The organism is Pseudomonas sp. LBUM1660 (assembly GCF_059695935.1).
This window is the reverse complement of record NZ_CP166795.1, coordinates 2,493,842-2,509,890: the sequence shown is the minus strand read 5'-3', so window position 1 is coordinate 2,509,890 and position 16,049 is coordinate 2,493,842. Positions and strand designations below refer to the sequence as shown.

10 protein-coding genes are annotated in these 16,049 nt (G+C 62.3%); all 10 read right to left on the bottom strand.

What is annotated here, in order from left to right; genetic code table 11:
- The 10 genes from ACA068_RS11820 to ACA068_RS11775 all read right to left on the bottom strand — a co-directional run bounded on the left by ACA068_RS11820 (window position 1) and on the right by ACA068_RS11775 (window position 15,912).
- Window positions 1–804, bottom strand: a complete 804-nt coding sequence (locus tag ACA068_RS11820; protein ID WP_497309955.1) for a hypothetical protein — start codon at window positions 802–804, stop codon at window positions 1–3.
- Window positions 785–2,491, bottom strand: coding sequence for a GspE/PulE family protein (locus ACA068_RS11815; RefSeq protein ID WP_497309953.1), 1,707 nt, complete (start codon window positions 2,489–2,491; stop codon window positions 785–787). Before ACA068_RS11815 ends, ACA068_RS11820 begins: the two co-directional genes overlap by 20 nt.
- 84 nt (window positions 2,492–2,575) lie before the next feature.
- Window positions 2,576–3,109 (bottom strand): response regulator, encoded by a 534-nt coding sequence (locus ACA068_RS11810; protein ID WP_497309951.1) that lies wholly within the window; start codon window positions 3,107–3,109, stop codon window positions 2,576–2,578.
- 218 nt (window positions 3,110–3,327) lie between these two features.
- Window positions 3,328–4,281, bottom strand: coding sequence for a peptidylprolyl isomerase (locus ACA068_RS11805; protein WP_497309949.1), 954 nt, complete (start codon window positions 4,279–4,281; stop codon window positions 3,328–3,330).
- Window positions 4,282–4,295: 14 nt separating this feature from the next.
- Entirely contained in the window at window positions 4,296–5,843 is a 1,548-nt protein-coding gene (locus ACA068_RS11800; protein WP_497309947.1) for a cytochrome c/ABC transporter substrate-binding protein, read from the bottom strand.
- Window positions 5,844–5,852: 9 nt separating this feature from the next.
- On the bottom strand, window positions 5,853–6,473 hold the full coding sequence (locus tag ACA068_RS11795) for an SCO family protein (protein WP_497309945.1): 621 nt from the start codon (window positions 6,471–6,473) through the stop codon (window positions 5,853–5,855).
- Window positions 6,470–7,126: an SCO family protein gene (locus tag ACA068_RS11790; protein ID WP_497309943.1), complete on the bottom strand. Its 657-nt coding sequence runs from the start codon at window positions 7,124–7,126 to the stop codon at window positions 6,470–6,472. The genes ACA068_RS11795 and ACA068_RS11790 overlap by 4 nt, the downstream gene beginning before the upstream one ends.
- A gap of 13 nt (window positions 7,127–7,139) precedes the next feature.
- On the bottom strand, window positions 7,140–9,092 hold the full coding sequence (locus tag ACA068_RS11785; protein WP_497309942.1) for a cytochrome D1 domain-containing protein: 1,953 nt from the start codon (window positions 9,090–9,092) through the stop codon (window positions 7,140–7,142).
- A 180-nt stretch (window positions 9,093–9,272) separates the two neighbouring features.
- A complete protein-coding gene (mnxG, locus tag ACA068_RS11780; RefSeq protein WP_497309940.1) occupies window positions 9,273–15,098 on the bottom strand; it encodes a manganese-oxidizing multicopper oxidase MnxG in 5,826 nt (1,941 codons plus the stop codon).
- A gap of 205 nt (window positions 15,099–15,303) precedes the next feature.
- Window positions 15,304–15,912 (bottom strand): lytic transglycosylase domain-containing protein, encoded by a 609-nt coding sequence (locus ACA068_RS11775; protein ID WP_497309939.1) that lies wholly within the window; start codon window positions 15,910–15,912, stop codon window positions 15,304–15,306.
- Window positions 15,913–16,049 lie beyond the last annotated feature (137 nt).

Here is a 16,049-nt window from a genome sequence, read left to right as displayed (position 1 = left end):
TCAGGCCACCGCCCGAGACATCACGTACAAACAATCGTGTACGGCTGTCCGGTCTTCTTCGAGGGTGCGCAAGTGCACACCGGGTACGTCAGGCTGCACCTCGATGCGCGCCGGTGCGTGCAAGTAAACGTTCAGCGGCCGCTCGCTGGTGGAGGCCTGCAACTGGTTTTCCCGGCCGATCAGCGCGGTCAGTGCGGCATCGCTGTCGCTGCTGCCCACCGAACGCACCGAGGTCCAGCGCCCTTCCCTGGCCAGCAGCAAGACACTGCGCACCGGCTCGGCGACCACGAACAGGAAGTCACCGGCGTCGAGGCTTTTATCGAAGTGATTGAACGCCGCCATCAGGTACGGCTGCACCGAACGAAGGCGCAGGCCGCGACCGCTGACCAGGCTGCGCAGACGCGTCAGCAAGTCTTGCGGCAGCGCGGTGGCGATCCGGTCGTAGCCCGCAGGTTCGGCCGACAGCACCATGCTCCAGGGTTGGGACGGCACGCCGTAGAGGTCTTCGAAACACAGTTGGGCAAACCCGAGCAATTCGTCGGGACTGCTGATTTGTTCGCTCCAGGGCACCAGGCAGAAGCGGCTGAAGTGACCGGAGACCACCACGCTCAATTCCGCACCGGCTGGCGCGTGTTCGCCCAGCAAGCGGTCGAGGGTTTCGAGGGCGACGGTCCAGGCATGGAAGCCTTCGTCGATAAAGCCGACGCTGCCCAGCCACAAGGTGTCGCTACCCTTGCGCTGTCCCAGGCCGACACCACTGGCGCCGAGCACGGCGACATAACGATCACGAGACAAAAGTGACACGATTGATCTCCTCGAGCGTGGTCCGCCCCTCAGCAACCAGTTCCAGAGCGGACTCGCGCAACAAGCGCAAGCCACGTTTGCAAGCGTGTGCCTTGATTTTCGCAACGGGTTGGCGCTCGACGATCATCTGCCGCAGTTCGTCGTCCAGGTGCAGCAGCTCGGCAATCGCGGTCCGCCCGCGATAACCGGTGCCCCGGCAATGGCCGCAGCCTTTGCCGTGAACGAAGTGGTAATGATCGACTTTTTGCGGATCGAGCCCGGAGAGGCGCAGCTCTTCATCGGTCGGGTTGCTCGGCGCGCTGCAACTGGCGCACACCAGGCGGATCAACCGCTGGGCCAGTACGGCATTGAGTGCAGAGACGAGACTGTAAGGGTCGATTTCCATCTGGGTGAACCGACCGATTACGTCGAACACGTTGTTGGCGTGAATGGTGGTGAACACCAGGTGCCCGGTCAGGGCTGATTGCACGGCGATCTGCGCGGTGTCTGGGTCGCGGATCTCACCGACCATGATCTTGTCCGGGTCATGGCGCAGGATCGAGCGCAGACCACGGGCAAAGGTCAGGCCTTTCTTTTCATTGACCGGGATTTGCAGCACGCCCGGCAGTTGATATTCCACCGGGTCTTCAATGGTGATGATCTTGTCCACGCCGTGGTTGATCTCGGTGATCATGGCGTAGAGCGTGGTGGTCTTGCCGCTACCGGTCGGGCCGGTCACCAGGACCATGCCGTAGGGTTCGGCGGCCAACCGGCGCAGCTGGCGCAGGGTGTCTTCTTCAAAGCCCAAGGCCTGCAATTGCACGCCGCTGACCTTGTCCGCCAGGTCCTGTTTGTCGAGCACTCGCAGCACCGCGTCTTCGCCAAAAATGCTCGGCATGATCGAGACCCGGAAGTCGATCTGCCGGCCGCTGATGCCAATCTTGAAGCGACCGTCCTGAGGCACGCGTTTTTCGCCGATGTCCAGTTCGGCCATGACTTTGACCCGGGAAATCACCTGCTCGGCGAACTCGCTGCCCTGGATTTTGCTGATGTTGTTCAGCACGCCGTCGATCCGGTACTTGATCACCAGGCCGCTGCCGGTGGTGCCCAGGTGGATGTCGCTGGCGTGCATTTTCAGCGCGTCGTAGAGGGTCGAGTTGACCAGCTTGACCACCACGCTGGCGTCTTCGCTGATGCTGGTCAGGGACAGGCTTTGCAGGGTATCGATTTCGACATTGGCGTCGGCCTGGGCGTTGAGCGATTCCACCGCGTGGAAGCTCTCTTCATGACGGGCCAGGTAGGCTTTCAGGTCGTCGGCGTGCACCAGATACAGCGGCGCGCCGTGCAGGCAGTCGTCGATCCAGGCCAGACGAGCCGTGTCGAACGGGTCGGCGAACACGCCAATGACCGCATCGTCGTGACGCAGCAGGATGAATTCGCGCTTGAGGCATTGGGCCAGGGTGACCCGGTCGAACACCGGGGTGGCTTGAAACAGGGTGTCGGTGTCGAGCACCGGATAATACAGGGTAGCGCCGAGGCACTGGATGAAGGGCATGGGGGCCAGTTCGCACAACACCCCGAGGGCCTCCAGAACCCGCTCGCCGGTACTGGTTGCCCGGGCCCGGGCCTGGGCCAGTTGTTCACTGGAAAAGCGAGACGGTACACATTCCAACAGCGCCGGTTCTACGGCAAGGGATAGACGGTCCATGGCATGCTCTCCAACGCCGGGGGCTTTGAGCCCTGTCGACGCGGCAGGCCATTGCGGCGTATGCCGGAACGTCTTGTCGCGCCACTACTCCCCGGTGAGCAATTGTTGGTCGTCTGGTGCCTTGGAGGTCGATGAACTTCGTCGACGATCTGCCAGCACCCAACTGCCGTCGTACAACTGCAGCGGGAAGCTTTCGGTCCTGCTCTGGCGTCGTTCGACGAATCCTTCGGATGGGCTCGCGCCTGCTCGGTATTCGCGCTTCATCCCTAGAAGATCACAGACTGCACGGGCCAATTCCGCCAACGGAAACGGTTTGAACAGGATATGGCTGACGCCCAGTTGCCGGGCCCGCTCACAGACTTCAGCGGTTGGGTGCCCGGTAATCAGCACAAAATGGCACTTCCTGTTCTGGCGGACGGCATCGAGCACCTGAAAGCCTTCCATATCGGGCAAGCGGTAATCGAACACCATCACATCGGGTGAAAAACGTTCGGCTTCGCCGATGGCTGTTTCACCGTTGTGAGCTATCCGGACTTCCAGCGCTTGCGCCTGCAGGTAACCCTGGAGGTTTTCCGCAAGAAGCTGTTCGTCTTCAACAACCAGTACTTTGTTTAACAAGGTGGACTCCTTGAAACCGCAGGTCCGATATTCGTGCCTGGGAGTACGCGCCTCACTTAGGCTAACGCACACTTCATGCCAGACTGAGCGCCGGTTTTCGACCGCTTCATCTCTATGATTTTCATGAAAAAATCTTTTCGTTCAGGAACCCCGTCCCCCAAAGGCGGGGAAGCGTCCGGATTTGCCCTGAAGCTTTCCCCACATTTGGGGGGGAACCTTCAATCGTCGTCAATCCGCTCGATTCGATTGCTTGATCGCAACTGCCCCAGAACCTGTAGACGAGCCTGGGACTTTTGCTGTCGGGCAAGGTAAGCCCGAACCATTTCAAGTCCCTGAACTTCTGAGACATCGGCCGCCTCCTGGTGGTTCTGCAGGTAAATCAAATGCCAGCCCAACGGTGTGCGCACTGGCGCGCTGACGGCCCCCGGCGTCAGGGCAAACGCCACTGCTTCGAACTCCGGCATCATGCGCCCACGAGGAAAATAGCCCAGATCTCCGCCTTCGGCGGCGGAGGCATCTTCGGAGCCGGCCCGGGCAACGCTGGCAAAGTCCTCGCCCCGGCTGATTTTCACCCGCATCTCTTCTAAGCGTAGCCGGGCTGCTTCAACTGTGGCGGCATCGGCCCCCTGAGGCACTTTGACCAGGATGTGCCGCGCCTGGATCTGCTCAGGCCGGTTCATCTCGGCACGGTGTTCCTCGAAGAACGCGCGGACCTGTTTTTCGTCCGGCTCAGCGACATTTACGAGGTCGGCAAAGACTTGCTGGGCGGCGAGCTCGCGGCGTGTGTACTCGGTAAAACTGGCTTCATCGAAACCGGCGTCTTCGAGCCGGCGGGCGAACACTTCGGCACCGCCAATCGCTTGCCGGGTCTGCTCGACCTGGCTTTTTACCACTTCATCGTTGATCACCACCCCGCGCTTGACCGCTTCCTGCCACAGCAACTCCTTGTCGATCAGCACGTCGAGTGCTTTCTGGCGCAATTGCTTGTACGCCGTGGGATTGCGAATGCTACCGACTGCGCGGCCCTGGTCCTCCAGGTATTCGGCGAAATAGCGCTCGAGGCGGAACTCGGAAATTTCCTCGCCATTGACCCGCGCGGCAGCCGGACCGTTGTTGCAGAAGGCCACGGGGACCCACAACGTCAACAGGATCAGCAGTGTCTTGAGTTTCATTATCAAGTCTCCCGTCAGGGTGTCGCGGCAATGGGTTTGTACGGTGCGACCAGAAAGAAGCGCTGGTCGGGCAAATCTACGGTGACGATATGGGCACCTCTCAAGCCCAGTCGGCGGCCCGGACCGAAGCTGAGCAGCGGGGTCAGCCCGGTGTCGAAATCGTGCAAACCTTCCAGGGCACTGATGAGTTTTTCGCGGCTGGCGTCGCGTCCGGCCTGCTTCATGCCTTCGCTGAGCAGCAGCATCGAACTGTAGGCGCCGACTTGCAGCACCGCGTGCTCACCACCGAGCCCCTGGTGCTCGCGCAGTTGCGTCAAGGCCAGGCGCCCGGCCAGCGTCCAGTCACTGGGGACGAACGGATAGGCCAGAAACACCCGCCGGGAAAAACCGCTCGGCAATTGAAACAGGTCGCCTGCCACCTGATTCGACGCGGCGAACAGGTAAGGCACCTGCCCCGCCGTTTGCAGGCGCTCGGCGAGTCGACTGAAACCGACGCCGCTGCCCAGGTAAAACACCGATCGCGAGCCCAGCGGCAACTCGTCCTGCACCAAGTTGTAGGCCTGCAGGCGCACTTGCTGCCAGGCGTTCTCTTGCAGGTACTGGCCGAGGTTCTGCGCCGCCAGCCGTTGGCCCGGTTCGTCCGGGTAGACGATCAGCGTCGGTCCCTGGAGCAAGCGCAAATTGGCGGCACCGTAGTCGGCCAAGGCAATCAGTTGCTCGCGCAGCCCTGACAGCGGTTCGAAAATCTGCCGGCTGGCCGGGGCCATGCCCTGCAGCGAGAGCGGCCCGATCAGCGGAATACCGGCGCGTTCCAGCCGCGTGACCAGCTCCGTGTCGAGCGCAGGTGCCAGTGGTGCGATCAGGGCGAACACCTGTTCCTGCTCAATCAAGCGGTCCAGCGCCTGTTCGGCACTGGCGCGGTCCGGGCCCGGATCGAGGATGGTCAGGCGCAATTGCCGACCATGAATCCCACCCGCCTCGTTAATCCGCGCCACGCTGCCCTTGAGCACCGCCGCCATCGTGGCGCCCTCCGTGCTCAACGGTCCCTGTCTGGGCAACAAGGTGCCCAAGTGCAGGCTGTCGGCGGTCAACCCGGGGTCGCGGTCATCGGCCACGCGTTTGAGGTAGGCCGTGAGGTTGCGCTGATCATTCATCGACAGCACGAACCGGGGCATCGCCGGGTCGAGCCGATTATTCGCCGAATCGCGCCCCTCTTGGATTGCCCGGGCCAGTGTGCCCTCCGTGTAGGCCGGGTAATTGCGACCGTTGATCTGCTGACCGTAACTGCTGGAGAGCCGCGACCAGCTGATGTCCGGCGGCCGTACCCCGCCTTCGGGTCGCCCTTGGGCATCGGCGCCATGGCAATTGGCGCATGGCAGGCTCGTGGCGGGCAGCAGCATGTCCGCCGCGCCCACCCGAGCCATGACCGGCTCGCCGCTTGCGGACACGCCCTCGCGATACAACCGTTTACCGGCGCTTTCGCTGGGGTTCAGCGGCAACGCATTAGCGGTGAAGCTGATGCCGCCAATCAGTAGCAGGCCGAGGACGAGGGCAATTTTCATGGCGCGTGCTCAACGACCGGCCACGGGCATTGTCAGCAACTGCAAGCGCTGGGCAATGGCGGCGGCCGGTGCATCGGGACGGATCTTGCTCCAGCGCTTGTTGGCCACGTCACCGACAATCAGCTGCGTCGAGTGCTGCTCGGGGGTCGGCACAATCTGGCCGATGCGCCCCAGTACAAGGTCCATTTGCGCCTTGTCGCCGGTGAGAAAAAGCCAGTGGGGGCCATCGACGCCCTGCTTCAAGGTGTAAGCCTTGAGTACCGCCGGCGTATCGCGCAGCGGATCACTGGTAAGGGAAATAAAGGTAATGCCATCGGCCTTGTCGCCCAGCACTTCACGGACTTCCTTGAGCTTTTGGGTGATCAGCGGGCAGGCATCGTTGCAACTGGTGAAAATCACGTTCAGCAGCACCACGCGGTTTTCCAGCGCGTCACTGTAAAAACGCAGCGTGTTGCCGTTCTGGTCCTGCAACGGTGTGTCGGTGAACCAGGTTTTCGCATCCCGGGTACCGGTTGCCGGTTGCGCGGCGGCCACGGTAGGTGCGGGCTCTGTGTGGCCTTCATGGGAAAACGCCATGAAGCTGATCACACAAAAACACATCGTAAGGAAGATCAAGGCGAGCGCTTTCATGGCTGGTGCTCCATGGCAATGGCGGTGCGTTTGGCGTGGGCGTTGCGCTGGCCGCTGAGTTTCTCGACCTGGCGGGTCAGCACGGCCGGATCGGTGAAGCCGTAATAGCGAGTCCAGTGGCGGCTGTTGCCGTCCCCCACCAGAATCAGCGGTTGATGACTTTTGAAGTCACCGCTGAACGAACCGAGGCCCTTGAGGGTTTCGTTGATCGACTGCGAGCTGCCGGTCAGCCAGCTCCAGCCCGGCCCCTTCTGGAAACTGCGGGCGTAGTCATTGAGGCGCTTGGCGTCGTCGCGCTGCGGGTCGATGCTTATGGATACCAGCTGCACTTCGTCACCGACCCGGGCGCCAAGTTGCTTCTGCACCTTGCCCATGATCGAGGACACCACCGGGCACACCGTGGTGCAACTGGTGTAGATGAAACTCATGACTACGATCTTGTTAGTCACCAGGTCCTTTTCCAGACGCACCGGCTTGCCATTCTGGTCCACCAGCGCGACGTCGGCGAATTTGACCTGGGTGCTCTCCGAACTGGCGCTTTTGGCCGGCATGTCGTGCCCGGCGTGTTCATCCGCCGAGTGCGCCAGGGCTTGGCCGATGCCGACGGCCAACAGGCAGAACGTCAGCAGTCCACGGTGTGCGAATCGGTTCATGTCGGTTTCCTCTTCAGTGGGCATCGCCGGGAATCACCCGAACGCTGGCAAAGGTCTTGTCATCGAAACTCGCGCCAAGGGACGCCGCGCGAACGTGCAGGTACCAGGCGCCGTTCTGGTCGAGGGTCACCGGGGCTTCATAGATGCCGTTGCCCACTTCAAGGGCCGCGACCTGTTGGGCCCGGGAAGTCGGGGCGCGGAAGTAGCGCACCTGAACGTCCTTGACCCCGCTGCGCTGTGCCTTCTGTTTGCCCTGGACGATGCGAAACCGCACGGTGTAGGGGCTGCCGAGGGCGGCCGTGGATTTATCGAGCATGAACTCGACCTTGGGCACGCCGGGAAGCGTGGCAAGGTTCGGGTCCGGCTCAACCAGCGCCGTGAAGCAATGGATGATGTTCGGCTGGTTGAGCAGGAACGCCACGTCGAAACGCCCGGCGGCTGGCAGCTTGATCCGCGAACTGTAGAGCCCTGGCTCGACCTCGCGCAGGCTGCGGTTAATGACCATGGCCGCCCGCGCCACCTGTCCGCGATTGGGGTAGCCGGACATCGGCGCGTTCATGCCTTCGGCGTAGAAATAGGTGGTGTTGTCCACCGGGTTGACCACGAACACCGCGTTGTCGTCCCGCGACACCGCCAGGCTCGAGGCCAGCGGCAAATCACCGGCCAACCGTGGCACCTGAGGCCCGGCCTCGAAGCCCTGGCTGATCGGCGTGCGGCCTGCCCCCAATGACGACAGGTTAATCATGGTGACCTTGGCCGAGGCCAGTCCGCGTATGTAGGCGTAGGCCTTGGTGAACACCACTTGGTAGGGTTCGGCGGACACGTCCAGCTCGTGGATCATCGAATCGGTGGCCGCGTCGATCACCGCCACCTGGTTTTCCAGGGTATTGAGGACGATGCCAAAACGCCCGTCCGCGCTGAACCCCATCGGGCCCAGGCCCTGTTTCATCTTGATCACCCGCCGTACCGCGAGGCTGGCGGTATCGATCACGGTCACGCTACCGTCCTTGCCGTCGGCGACATACACCGCCTGTGACAGCGGCGAGTACGCCACCGACAGCGGGTGCGAGCCGGTCTTGAGTTGCTTGCTGATGGTCAGGCTGGCGATGTCGATGATGCTCAGGGTGCCGTCGTCGCGGTTGCTGACGAAGGCAAAACGGCTGTCTTTGCTGAAGGCGATTTCATGGTGCCCGGCCCCGGTGGCCAGATGTTTGAGTGGTTTAAGGCTGCGGGTGTCGATCACCGTGACCCCGGACTGCTCGGCGGTCTTGGCATTGTTGCCGACCCACAGCAGGCGCTCGTCCGGTTGCAAGGCCACGCGCACCGGGTTGCTGCCGGCGGCGACCGAGTCGACCAGTTTGAACTGCTCGCTGTCGATCACCGCCACTGCATCGGCGGTCGGCATGGAGACGAACACCCGTTTGTTGTCCTTGGGCGTGACCCAATCCATCGGCGGTTGCTTGATGTCAATCCGCGACATGGTGCTGGTAATGCCGCCCACCGAAACCGACGGGTCGACCACCGAGACGCTGGCGTCGCGGTTCATCACCAGCAGGAAGTAGCTGTTCAGATCCAGCATTGGCCGCGCGCCGATGCTCGATTTCAGGAAGACCCCGACCCGGGATTTGCAGCTTTTCTCCCGACCCTGGGCCTGGTCGGCGGCAATGGTTTCCGGGTCCAGCCAGGCGCCGGGATTGATGCCCGACAACGGCTGACCTGAAGCACTGTCGCTGACGCGGAACTGCACGTCGGCAAACTCGCCTTCACGCAACACGCCGTCCTGGGCCAATGACTTGACCTCAAGCGCCACCGAAATCCCGTCACGGGAGAGGTTCTGACTGCTCCAGGTGTCCGGCAGTGCGACTTCGCTCAGCAGGTTGGGCGGCGCGGTGCGCCAGACGCCGAAGCTGATGAGTGCCACCGCAACGACCAGCGCGCAACCGGCGATTTTTGTAGTCCTGCTCATAACCCTCTCCCCTTACAGATCTGTGCCTGCCTTGTCCCTTGTAGGCGCGAGCGGTGCGGCGATCCGACTTGCCCGCGAAGGCGTCATCTGTGACACCACCTACACCGAGGTGAACCCTTCGCGGGCAAGCCTCGCTCCTACAGGGATTGGGGGGTGTCAGCCACCCCCCAATCCCTGGCTTTACGGTGCCGGTGCCGGTTCTGGCTCGTTGGTTACCCGCAGCAACCCCCAAAGCCCGGCGGTGTTGCCGTAGGCGCCGTAGTCGCGGAACAGGTAGTCGCCCGGTATTGCGTTGCTGCCCCCGGCGCTCGGGAGCATGAAGCTGAAGTGCGCCGCCGGCAGGATGCTTTCACGAGCGCCGATGTACATCGACATCGGGTTGTAGCCGAACCGCACCGAACCCACCCCTGGTGTCATCATCGGATAGCCACCGGAGTCGCTCTTCTCTGACTGGAACGGGTTGACCGACCAGACGTGACCGTCCAACTGAAAGGTCGAGCCACGGCTGCCACCGGTCGGCATCAGAATGTGGGTGCGGAACGGTTGTCCCGGTTTCACATACAGCACCGGTGTCTGAGGATCGCCCCCGATCAGCGCATTGCTGTACGCCATATGCGCGTTAGGCACGTCCCCGTAACCGGCGCCATCGGCGTGCCCGAACGGCGCATCCGGCGCCAACCCGAAGCGGAACCAGATCGGCTCGGCCTTGTAGTTGATGGCCATGCTCGAGTTGTCCTGCGGATCGGTCGGTACACCAAAGCCTTCGGCGGCAATGCCTTCCACCGGCCGACCGTTGGCCCAGCGGATGTTCAACGCTTTCTGCCAGACCATCGCAAAGTCGCGGTAAGTGGTCTGCCCTGGCGCCGTGACCGTTGCGTTGGTTTTACGCGCATCCTCAACCCAGGTCGCGCCGGCTGGCAGGATGGTCATCGCCCCACCCAAGCCTTTCTGCGGTTGTTTGATGAGGTCCGCCGGCGTGATATTCAGTCCGCCGAACTCCACCGCCGTGGCGTTGATGTTGTCGACACTGCGGCCCAGTTGCGAGATCGGTTTGCCTTCACGCTCCAGGTGCCCGGCGTAGTACTGATAGGTACGCGTCGGGTACGCGCCGACATTCCCAACACGCGGTGGCACGGTCTGGATCGGGTTGGCGCCGACGTTGGTGCCATCGGATTTGGTGATGTCATACGCCAGCAGTTGCGCATGCAGACCAACGTGGCTCGACGGCCGCAGCAGGTTGTTGGTGAAGATGGTCGAGCCCTGGCCATTGTTGCGATCTCGCTTGACCAGCCCTTGCATCACGGCAGTCTGGGTCAGGTCGGGCATGATCACAGGCAAGCGGTTTTCCAGGGTGACGTTGATGCAGTCACCCGCCGCCGCGCGCAATACCAGCGGCTCTACCGGTACACCGGGTTTCATTTTTCCGGTGACCGGATCGAGGTCGGATTTGCGCACGTACAGGATCGCAGTCGGATCATGCAACGGGCCGCTTTGACCGCCGATGGTAATGGTTTCGCCATCTTCAGGATCGACCACGGTGACCTGAGGGATATTCACTGGCCGCGAGTTGAACACCAGGGTGCCACCCGCCGGATTCAACGGCCCACCCACGTGTTGCCCGATACCGGCCGGATCGCCGATGGTCAGGTTCAACGGATTGCGCAGGATGTCGTTGGCCAGCGCCGCAACCACTTCATAGTTGCGTTGCACGGTCGGCCGGGTGCCGATGCCGTTGGGGTTGGCACTGATCCGTGGGCAGGAGCCATCGAATGCCACGGTATTGCGCATACCCATCGGCTTGGGGTTGTTAGGCACGGCGAACAGATCGCTGCGCTGGGCCGTGTAGTTGCGCATCACGCCCCAGATACCGTTCCAGTAACCTTCAATCGAAGCGTCCATCGAGTACAGGTAATCCCCCGTGGTCGCCGCCGAACTGGAGAGCATCGAGACCGGCGCGTTGAAGCCCATCTGTTCGGAGATACCGACCATCTGCGACGAGCGCCAGCCGGAGTTGGAGCTGTTGCCGAAGCCGGAACCACTTTGCAGCCATTTCACGCCGTGCAGGGTCACGTTGTGCTCTTCTTCGTGACCGCCGGCATGCACCCGCAGCCGCACGTTATCACCGGTGTAAGTGCGCAACATTGGAGTGAACGGGTCACCCGGTTCCGCGCCGCCACGGTTGACGTGTGGCGGGAACAGCGTGGTGCCGCCGGTTGGACCGGTGGCCGAGGTGACCAGGTTAGGTGCCAGGTTCATCGCCGGGATGGCGCGGTCGGTACGGCTTTGCATGGCATACGCCAGGTCGCCGCCGAGGCCGTCGGCCTGCATGCCGCGCTTGCCGTCCGGGCCGACCTTGTTCGGGTCGTACACCCGCAGGGCCAGCGGTTCGTTGCGGTAGTTGACCACGAACATGCCAGGGTCATCGACCGAGATCGCCTGTGGGCATGGCCGAGTCGGACAACCCGGCACCATGCCGCCCTGCACTTCAATGATGCCGTCGAGCAAGGTGCTGGCGTTGTTGCGCACCGGCGGGTTGATCGCGTAGCGGAAGCTGTCCGCGGTGGCCGGGAAGGCTTGCGGATTAGGCACGCCGTTAGGACCGGCGCCCACATACACCCCGGCTTCATAGGCGTGCTGGAAGTCGCTGTATTCGAGGAAGAACTCACGGAAGCTGTCGTTCTTGCCGTCGCCGTCGATGTCCCCGGTGGACACCACCGCCTGCCACGAAGTCGGCCCGCCGTCCTGGCGCGCGCCGCTGTACAACGGCTCGCCGGTTTCAGCGTGGAACCAGGTGGAACCGGCCGGTTCAGCCAGCACGGTGGCGTACAGGCCAATCTGCTGGTGCGTCGATGGGCCCAGGTGGTCGTGGGTGAAAATGGTCCCCAGGCCACGGTCGACACCTTTGGCGTTCACCACCGGATCGACGAACCAGCGCTGCATCGCCGTGCGCGCCCCGACCCAATCCGCCCGGCCAAACTGACCGAAGTACGGGTGATTCTTGGCTTTCGGGCAGGCCGGTGTGCCGTCCCGTGGGTCGGTGCCTTCGCACTGGTTGAACTCGCGAATGGCGTGGATGCGTTCTTGCACGGCACCTGGGGAGAGGACGCCGTCTTCGTAGTTCCAGCCGTTGGAAGAACCGTCGGCAGACACCAGGTCCCATTTCGGCAGGTGAATGTGCTGACCGATCACGTCAGTCGGTGTGCGCACCTGATAGTCGTCCATCTCATAGATGGCCGGCACCAGGTTGGTTTGCTGGTACTGCACGCAGTCGAAGGTGTTCATGCGCATCACCAAAGGCTCTGGCGGACGCTGCTTGGTGATGACCGGCCAGGCGTCTTCCCACAGGGCCAGGATGCGCGCTTGCGGGAAGTGGTAGCCGACCTTGTTGTACACCGCATCGAACTGGATGTTCGCCGCTTTGTAGACCCGTGGACGGTCGGCGGTGAAGGTCGAGGAGCCTTTGTAGGACATGCCGTCGATGCGTTCACCGCTGGCGAACTCGCCGGTGCCGGCGCTGCTGGTCAGGCGTTTTTGCCGGTCATCCATGCAAGGTTCGAAGTAAGGCGCGCCTGCCGTTGGCAACGCGCCGTTGGTGCGGAAGTTACGCGCCACGATTTGACTCCCGGGCAGCACCGCGAAGCTTGGGTGGTCTTTTTTGGCATGGAAGGCCATGGCCGCCTGTTCGACTTCGGTGCCTTCTTCCGGCATGTAAATCGGTTTCGCCCGGGTCACTTCTTTGGAAAAATCCAGAGACGTAGTAATGGTATTCGCCGCGCCACCAGCGGAGACGCCGTCCAGGGTATGGCGTCCCAGGCCGCCGTCCCAGCCACCGGACTGAGCCGGGTCGAGATTAGCCCACAAGGCATTGCCGCTGGACTTCAAGGCCTGAGCCTTGGCGGCGTCGAGCATGTCCAGAGGCGGGGTTGGTGGACGTTGGCCGACCGAACTTTCCATGCCGCCAATCCAGAACGGGTAGCCAGGGTTTTTCAGGCTGCCGTCGGCATTGCGGTTGGCTTCGCTGCGATCCACCAAGGCCAGGGAACCGATGGCCTGAGCGCCGCCGCTGCCGCTGCCGCTGTCATCATCGTCATCGTCATCGTCATCACCACCGGCCACCAGGGTTTCACCGATTTTCGGTACGACCGCGACTTTGCCTGGCATCGGTGCCATGGCTTTGCCCGGCAGCGGCACGACAGCGGGAATTGGTGTGCCTGCAACGATCTCGCCATCGGGTAAGGCCCGCGCACCGGTTGCCGGTTTACCGCTGCGTAGCGCGTAAGGCTCACTGTGAAAACCGTCGGCGCCCTGTTCGGAAACCTCAAGTCTGGTGCCTTCTTCAAACACGTCGTGCACCCGCCACATGCTCCACATACCTTGTGCGAAGTGCGGATAGAAGTGGCAGTGGTAAATCGCATCGCCCGCTACGCGGTTGCGGTTGCCCGAACCACCATTGGCGATTTCATAGGTGTAACCGGCGCCCGGGCCGATGCCTTGGGCATCCACATAGTCGGAGTTGTCGTCGTTGGGGTTGAACAACCATTGATGGCCGTGCAGGTGAAAGACGTGCTGCTCGTGGCCGTTGTGGGTGTTGCGGAACTTGATGAAGTCACCGATGTAGCTGTGGTTGACGTTGGACGGCTCGGACGGATACAGCGCCATGGTCGCCTTGACCCCGATCTGATCGGCGCGCGGTACCTGCCCTGGAAGAATGCCTTCCAGGCCAGCGTTCGCCGGCACGTCCACCAGCATCGCGACGTCGCCAACGGTGTGCGAGCTAAGGAAGAATTCTTCATAGGCGCAGGACAGGCAATCGTGCATCGGCCCTACGCCTAAACGGTTGGCCACCACCTCGGCGCCCATGCCGCCGGAGCCATAGTTGATCATGAACGAGTCGCGGGTCGGCTCCAGCACGTGGGCCATGACCGGGTCTGCCCAATAAGCGGGGAATGCCTGGGTCGCGGCGGTTTCATCCTGGAACTGCGAGGCGAAATCGCGGAACGGTTCCAGCCGGTTCGGAATCGCCGGGTTGCGTTTACCGATGGCTTCCAGCGGATAGGTCGACGGAGGGAAGCTGCCGTCGGCGTTGCTGCCCATCACGATCGCGTCGCTTTCGCTGGAGATGATTTCATTGCCGTCGACCATGTTGATGATCGGTGTGCCGGCCTTGCCTTCACGGATCCATGGTTCGCGTTGCGGGTAGCGTGCCTGGTAATCGACGATCGGTTGACCGGCCGGGGTGCGGCCGGCGCTGGCCAGGCGCATTTCTTCTTCGGTTATGGTGTTGCGGTAGCTGCGCCTGCCCTTGGGCACCACCACGACCTGACCGAACAGGCCATTGGCAACGTTGCCCGCATCGCCTTCGCCGCCGAAGGTGGCGCCACGGCTGCTGGCGGCGAACGCCCCTTCGCGCTCGGCGAACAAGGTGTAGGAACGGGTGCCGCCGGGGGCGACCAGCGAATTGCCGTTGCGCCCGGTGTACGAGGCGATGTCGTCGATGCTGTTGACCGCTTGCAGGCCGTTGACCTGGAAGCCGACATGGCGGTCGGTGACCTGCTCATCGACTTTGAATTCGTCCACGTTTCCGATTTCGACTTCACCCTCGATCTCGCCCTCTTCTTCCTCGCCATCGTCGTGCGAGCCGGGGTTAGCCTGATACGCCAACAGGTTCTGCAGGTTGATCGTCAGGCAGTCACCGGCGGCAACCCGCAACACCAAGGGGCGCGGACGCTTGTCGGGCCGCAGCGAGACTTTGCCCGGCACTGCCGCGCCGCCCTGGGCCAGGGACACACTGTGGTCGTCGACCACGTCGCGGCGCAGGGCGAACATCATGCCGTTAACGTTTTGCGCGCCGAGGCGGTTGAACATCAGCGGCTGATCCAGCGCTACGACGTTCGCCACCAGATTGCGCTCGCAGCGCAAGGCCGCCTCGGCCATCTCAATGCCGAACATCGACACCACCAACAGCGCAAATTTAAACAAGGACGACGCGTAAGGTATGCCGGTCATTATAACGGGCCTCGCTGTGGGTGCTCACAGGGAACAATTCTCGACAAATCCCCTTGAGCAATCCGCATGCCATAAAAAATTCAGTTAGTTTTCAGCCGCTTGAAGCAACCATTTGATAACTCGGGGGATATTCCCCACTTATTCCCCACTTTTCGGCCCAGTCTTTGTTGCCCCACTATTGGGGGACGTTCCCCACACTCGCCAATCACAGCGGTGCATCCACGGCCAGCCCCTGCAAGCGGCGGTATTGGCGTAAGACACTGGGCACATAACGCTGGGTTTCAGCGAACGGAGGGATCACCCCGCCACGGCTCAACACCGCTTGTGGCCCGGCGTTGTAGGCCGCCACGGCGAGGGTGATGTCGTTGTCGAAGAGGGTCAGCAGGCGCTTGAGGTATTTGGCACCACCCTGGATGTTCGCCTTGGGGTCATAGACGTTTTTCACTCCCATCTCCCGCGCGGTATCGGGCATCAATTGCATCAGCCCACCGGCGCCTTTAGGGGACGTCGCATCCGAGTTGTAGCGGGACTCTTCGCGGATGACAGCGTGCAACAGCGCCGCCGGCAATTCATTGGCCGTGGCGGCCGCCGACACCAGCTCTGCATAAGGTTGCCTGGCAATCATCTGGGGCTGCTGATCAAGACCGACCAGCGAGGATTGGGGCTCGTGAATGACCCGTTCATAGGTGCGGCCGGGACGGTGAACATTGGACAGTACGTAGCTGCCCTTGGCGTCCACGGATACGAACACATCGGCCTGTGCGACGCTCGTCAGCAGCAAACAGCCGAGCAGTCCTGTGGTGAGTGTTTTCATTATTGTGCCTCCCCTGCCCGGCCCCGAAAAATGGGGGTAATGCCCCAATGGCCGGTAGTAAACAAGCCATACGCAAGCACTGTGCCGGAAGCGCAAAGGCCCGCAATACAGGGGTTGTGGAAGAATGACTGGGGGTG

What these genes read in the sequence shown, in the direction of transcription:
- ACA068_RS11815 (WP_497309953.1), bottom strand. Translation starts at nt 2,491, where the DNA reads ATGGACCGTCTATCCCTTGCCGTAGAACCGGCGCTGTTGGAATGTGTA.
- ACA068_RS11805 (WP_497309949.1), bottom strand. Translation starts at nt 4,281, where the DNA reads ATGAAACTCAAGACACTGCTGATCCTGTTGACGTTGTGGGTCCCCGTG.
- ACA068_RS11800 (WP_497309947.1), bottom strand. Translation starts at nt 5,843, where the DNA reads ATGAAAATTGCCCTCGTCCTCGGCCTGCTACTGATTGGCGGCATCAGC.
- ACA068_RS11795 (WP_497309945.1), bottom strand. Translation starts at nt 6,473, where the DNA reads ATGAAAGCGCTCGCCTTGATCTTCCTTACGATGTGTTTTTGTGTGATC.
- ACA068_RS11790 (WP_497309943.1), bottom strand. Translation starts at nt 7,126, where the DNA reads ATGAACCGATTCGCACACCGTGGACTGCTGACGTTCTGCCTGTTGGCC.
- ACA068_RS11785 (WP_497309942.1), bottom strand. Translation starts at nt 9,092, where the DNA reads ATGAGCAGGACTACAAAAATCGCCGGTTGCGCGCTGGTCGTTGCGGTG.
- mnxG (WP_497309940.1), bottom strand. Translation starts at nt 15,098, where the DNA reads ATGACCGGCATACCTTACGCGTCGTCCTTGTTTAAATTTGCGCTGTTG.
- ACA068_RS11775 (WP_497309939.1), bottom strand. Translation starts at nt 15,912, where the DNA reads ATGAAAACACTCACCACAGGACTGCTCGGCTGTTTGCTGCTGACGAGC.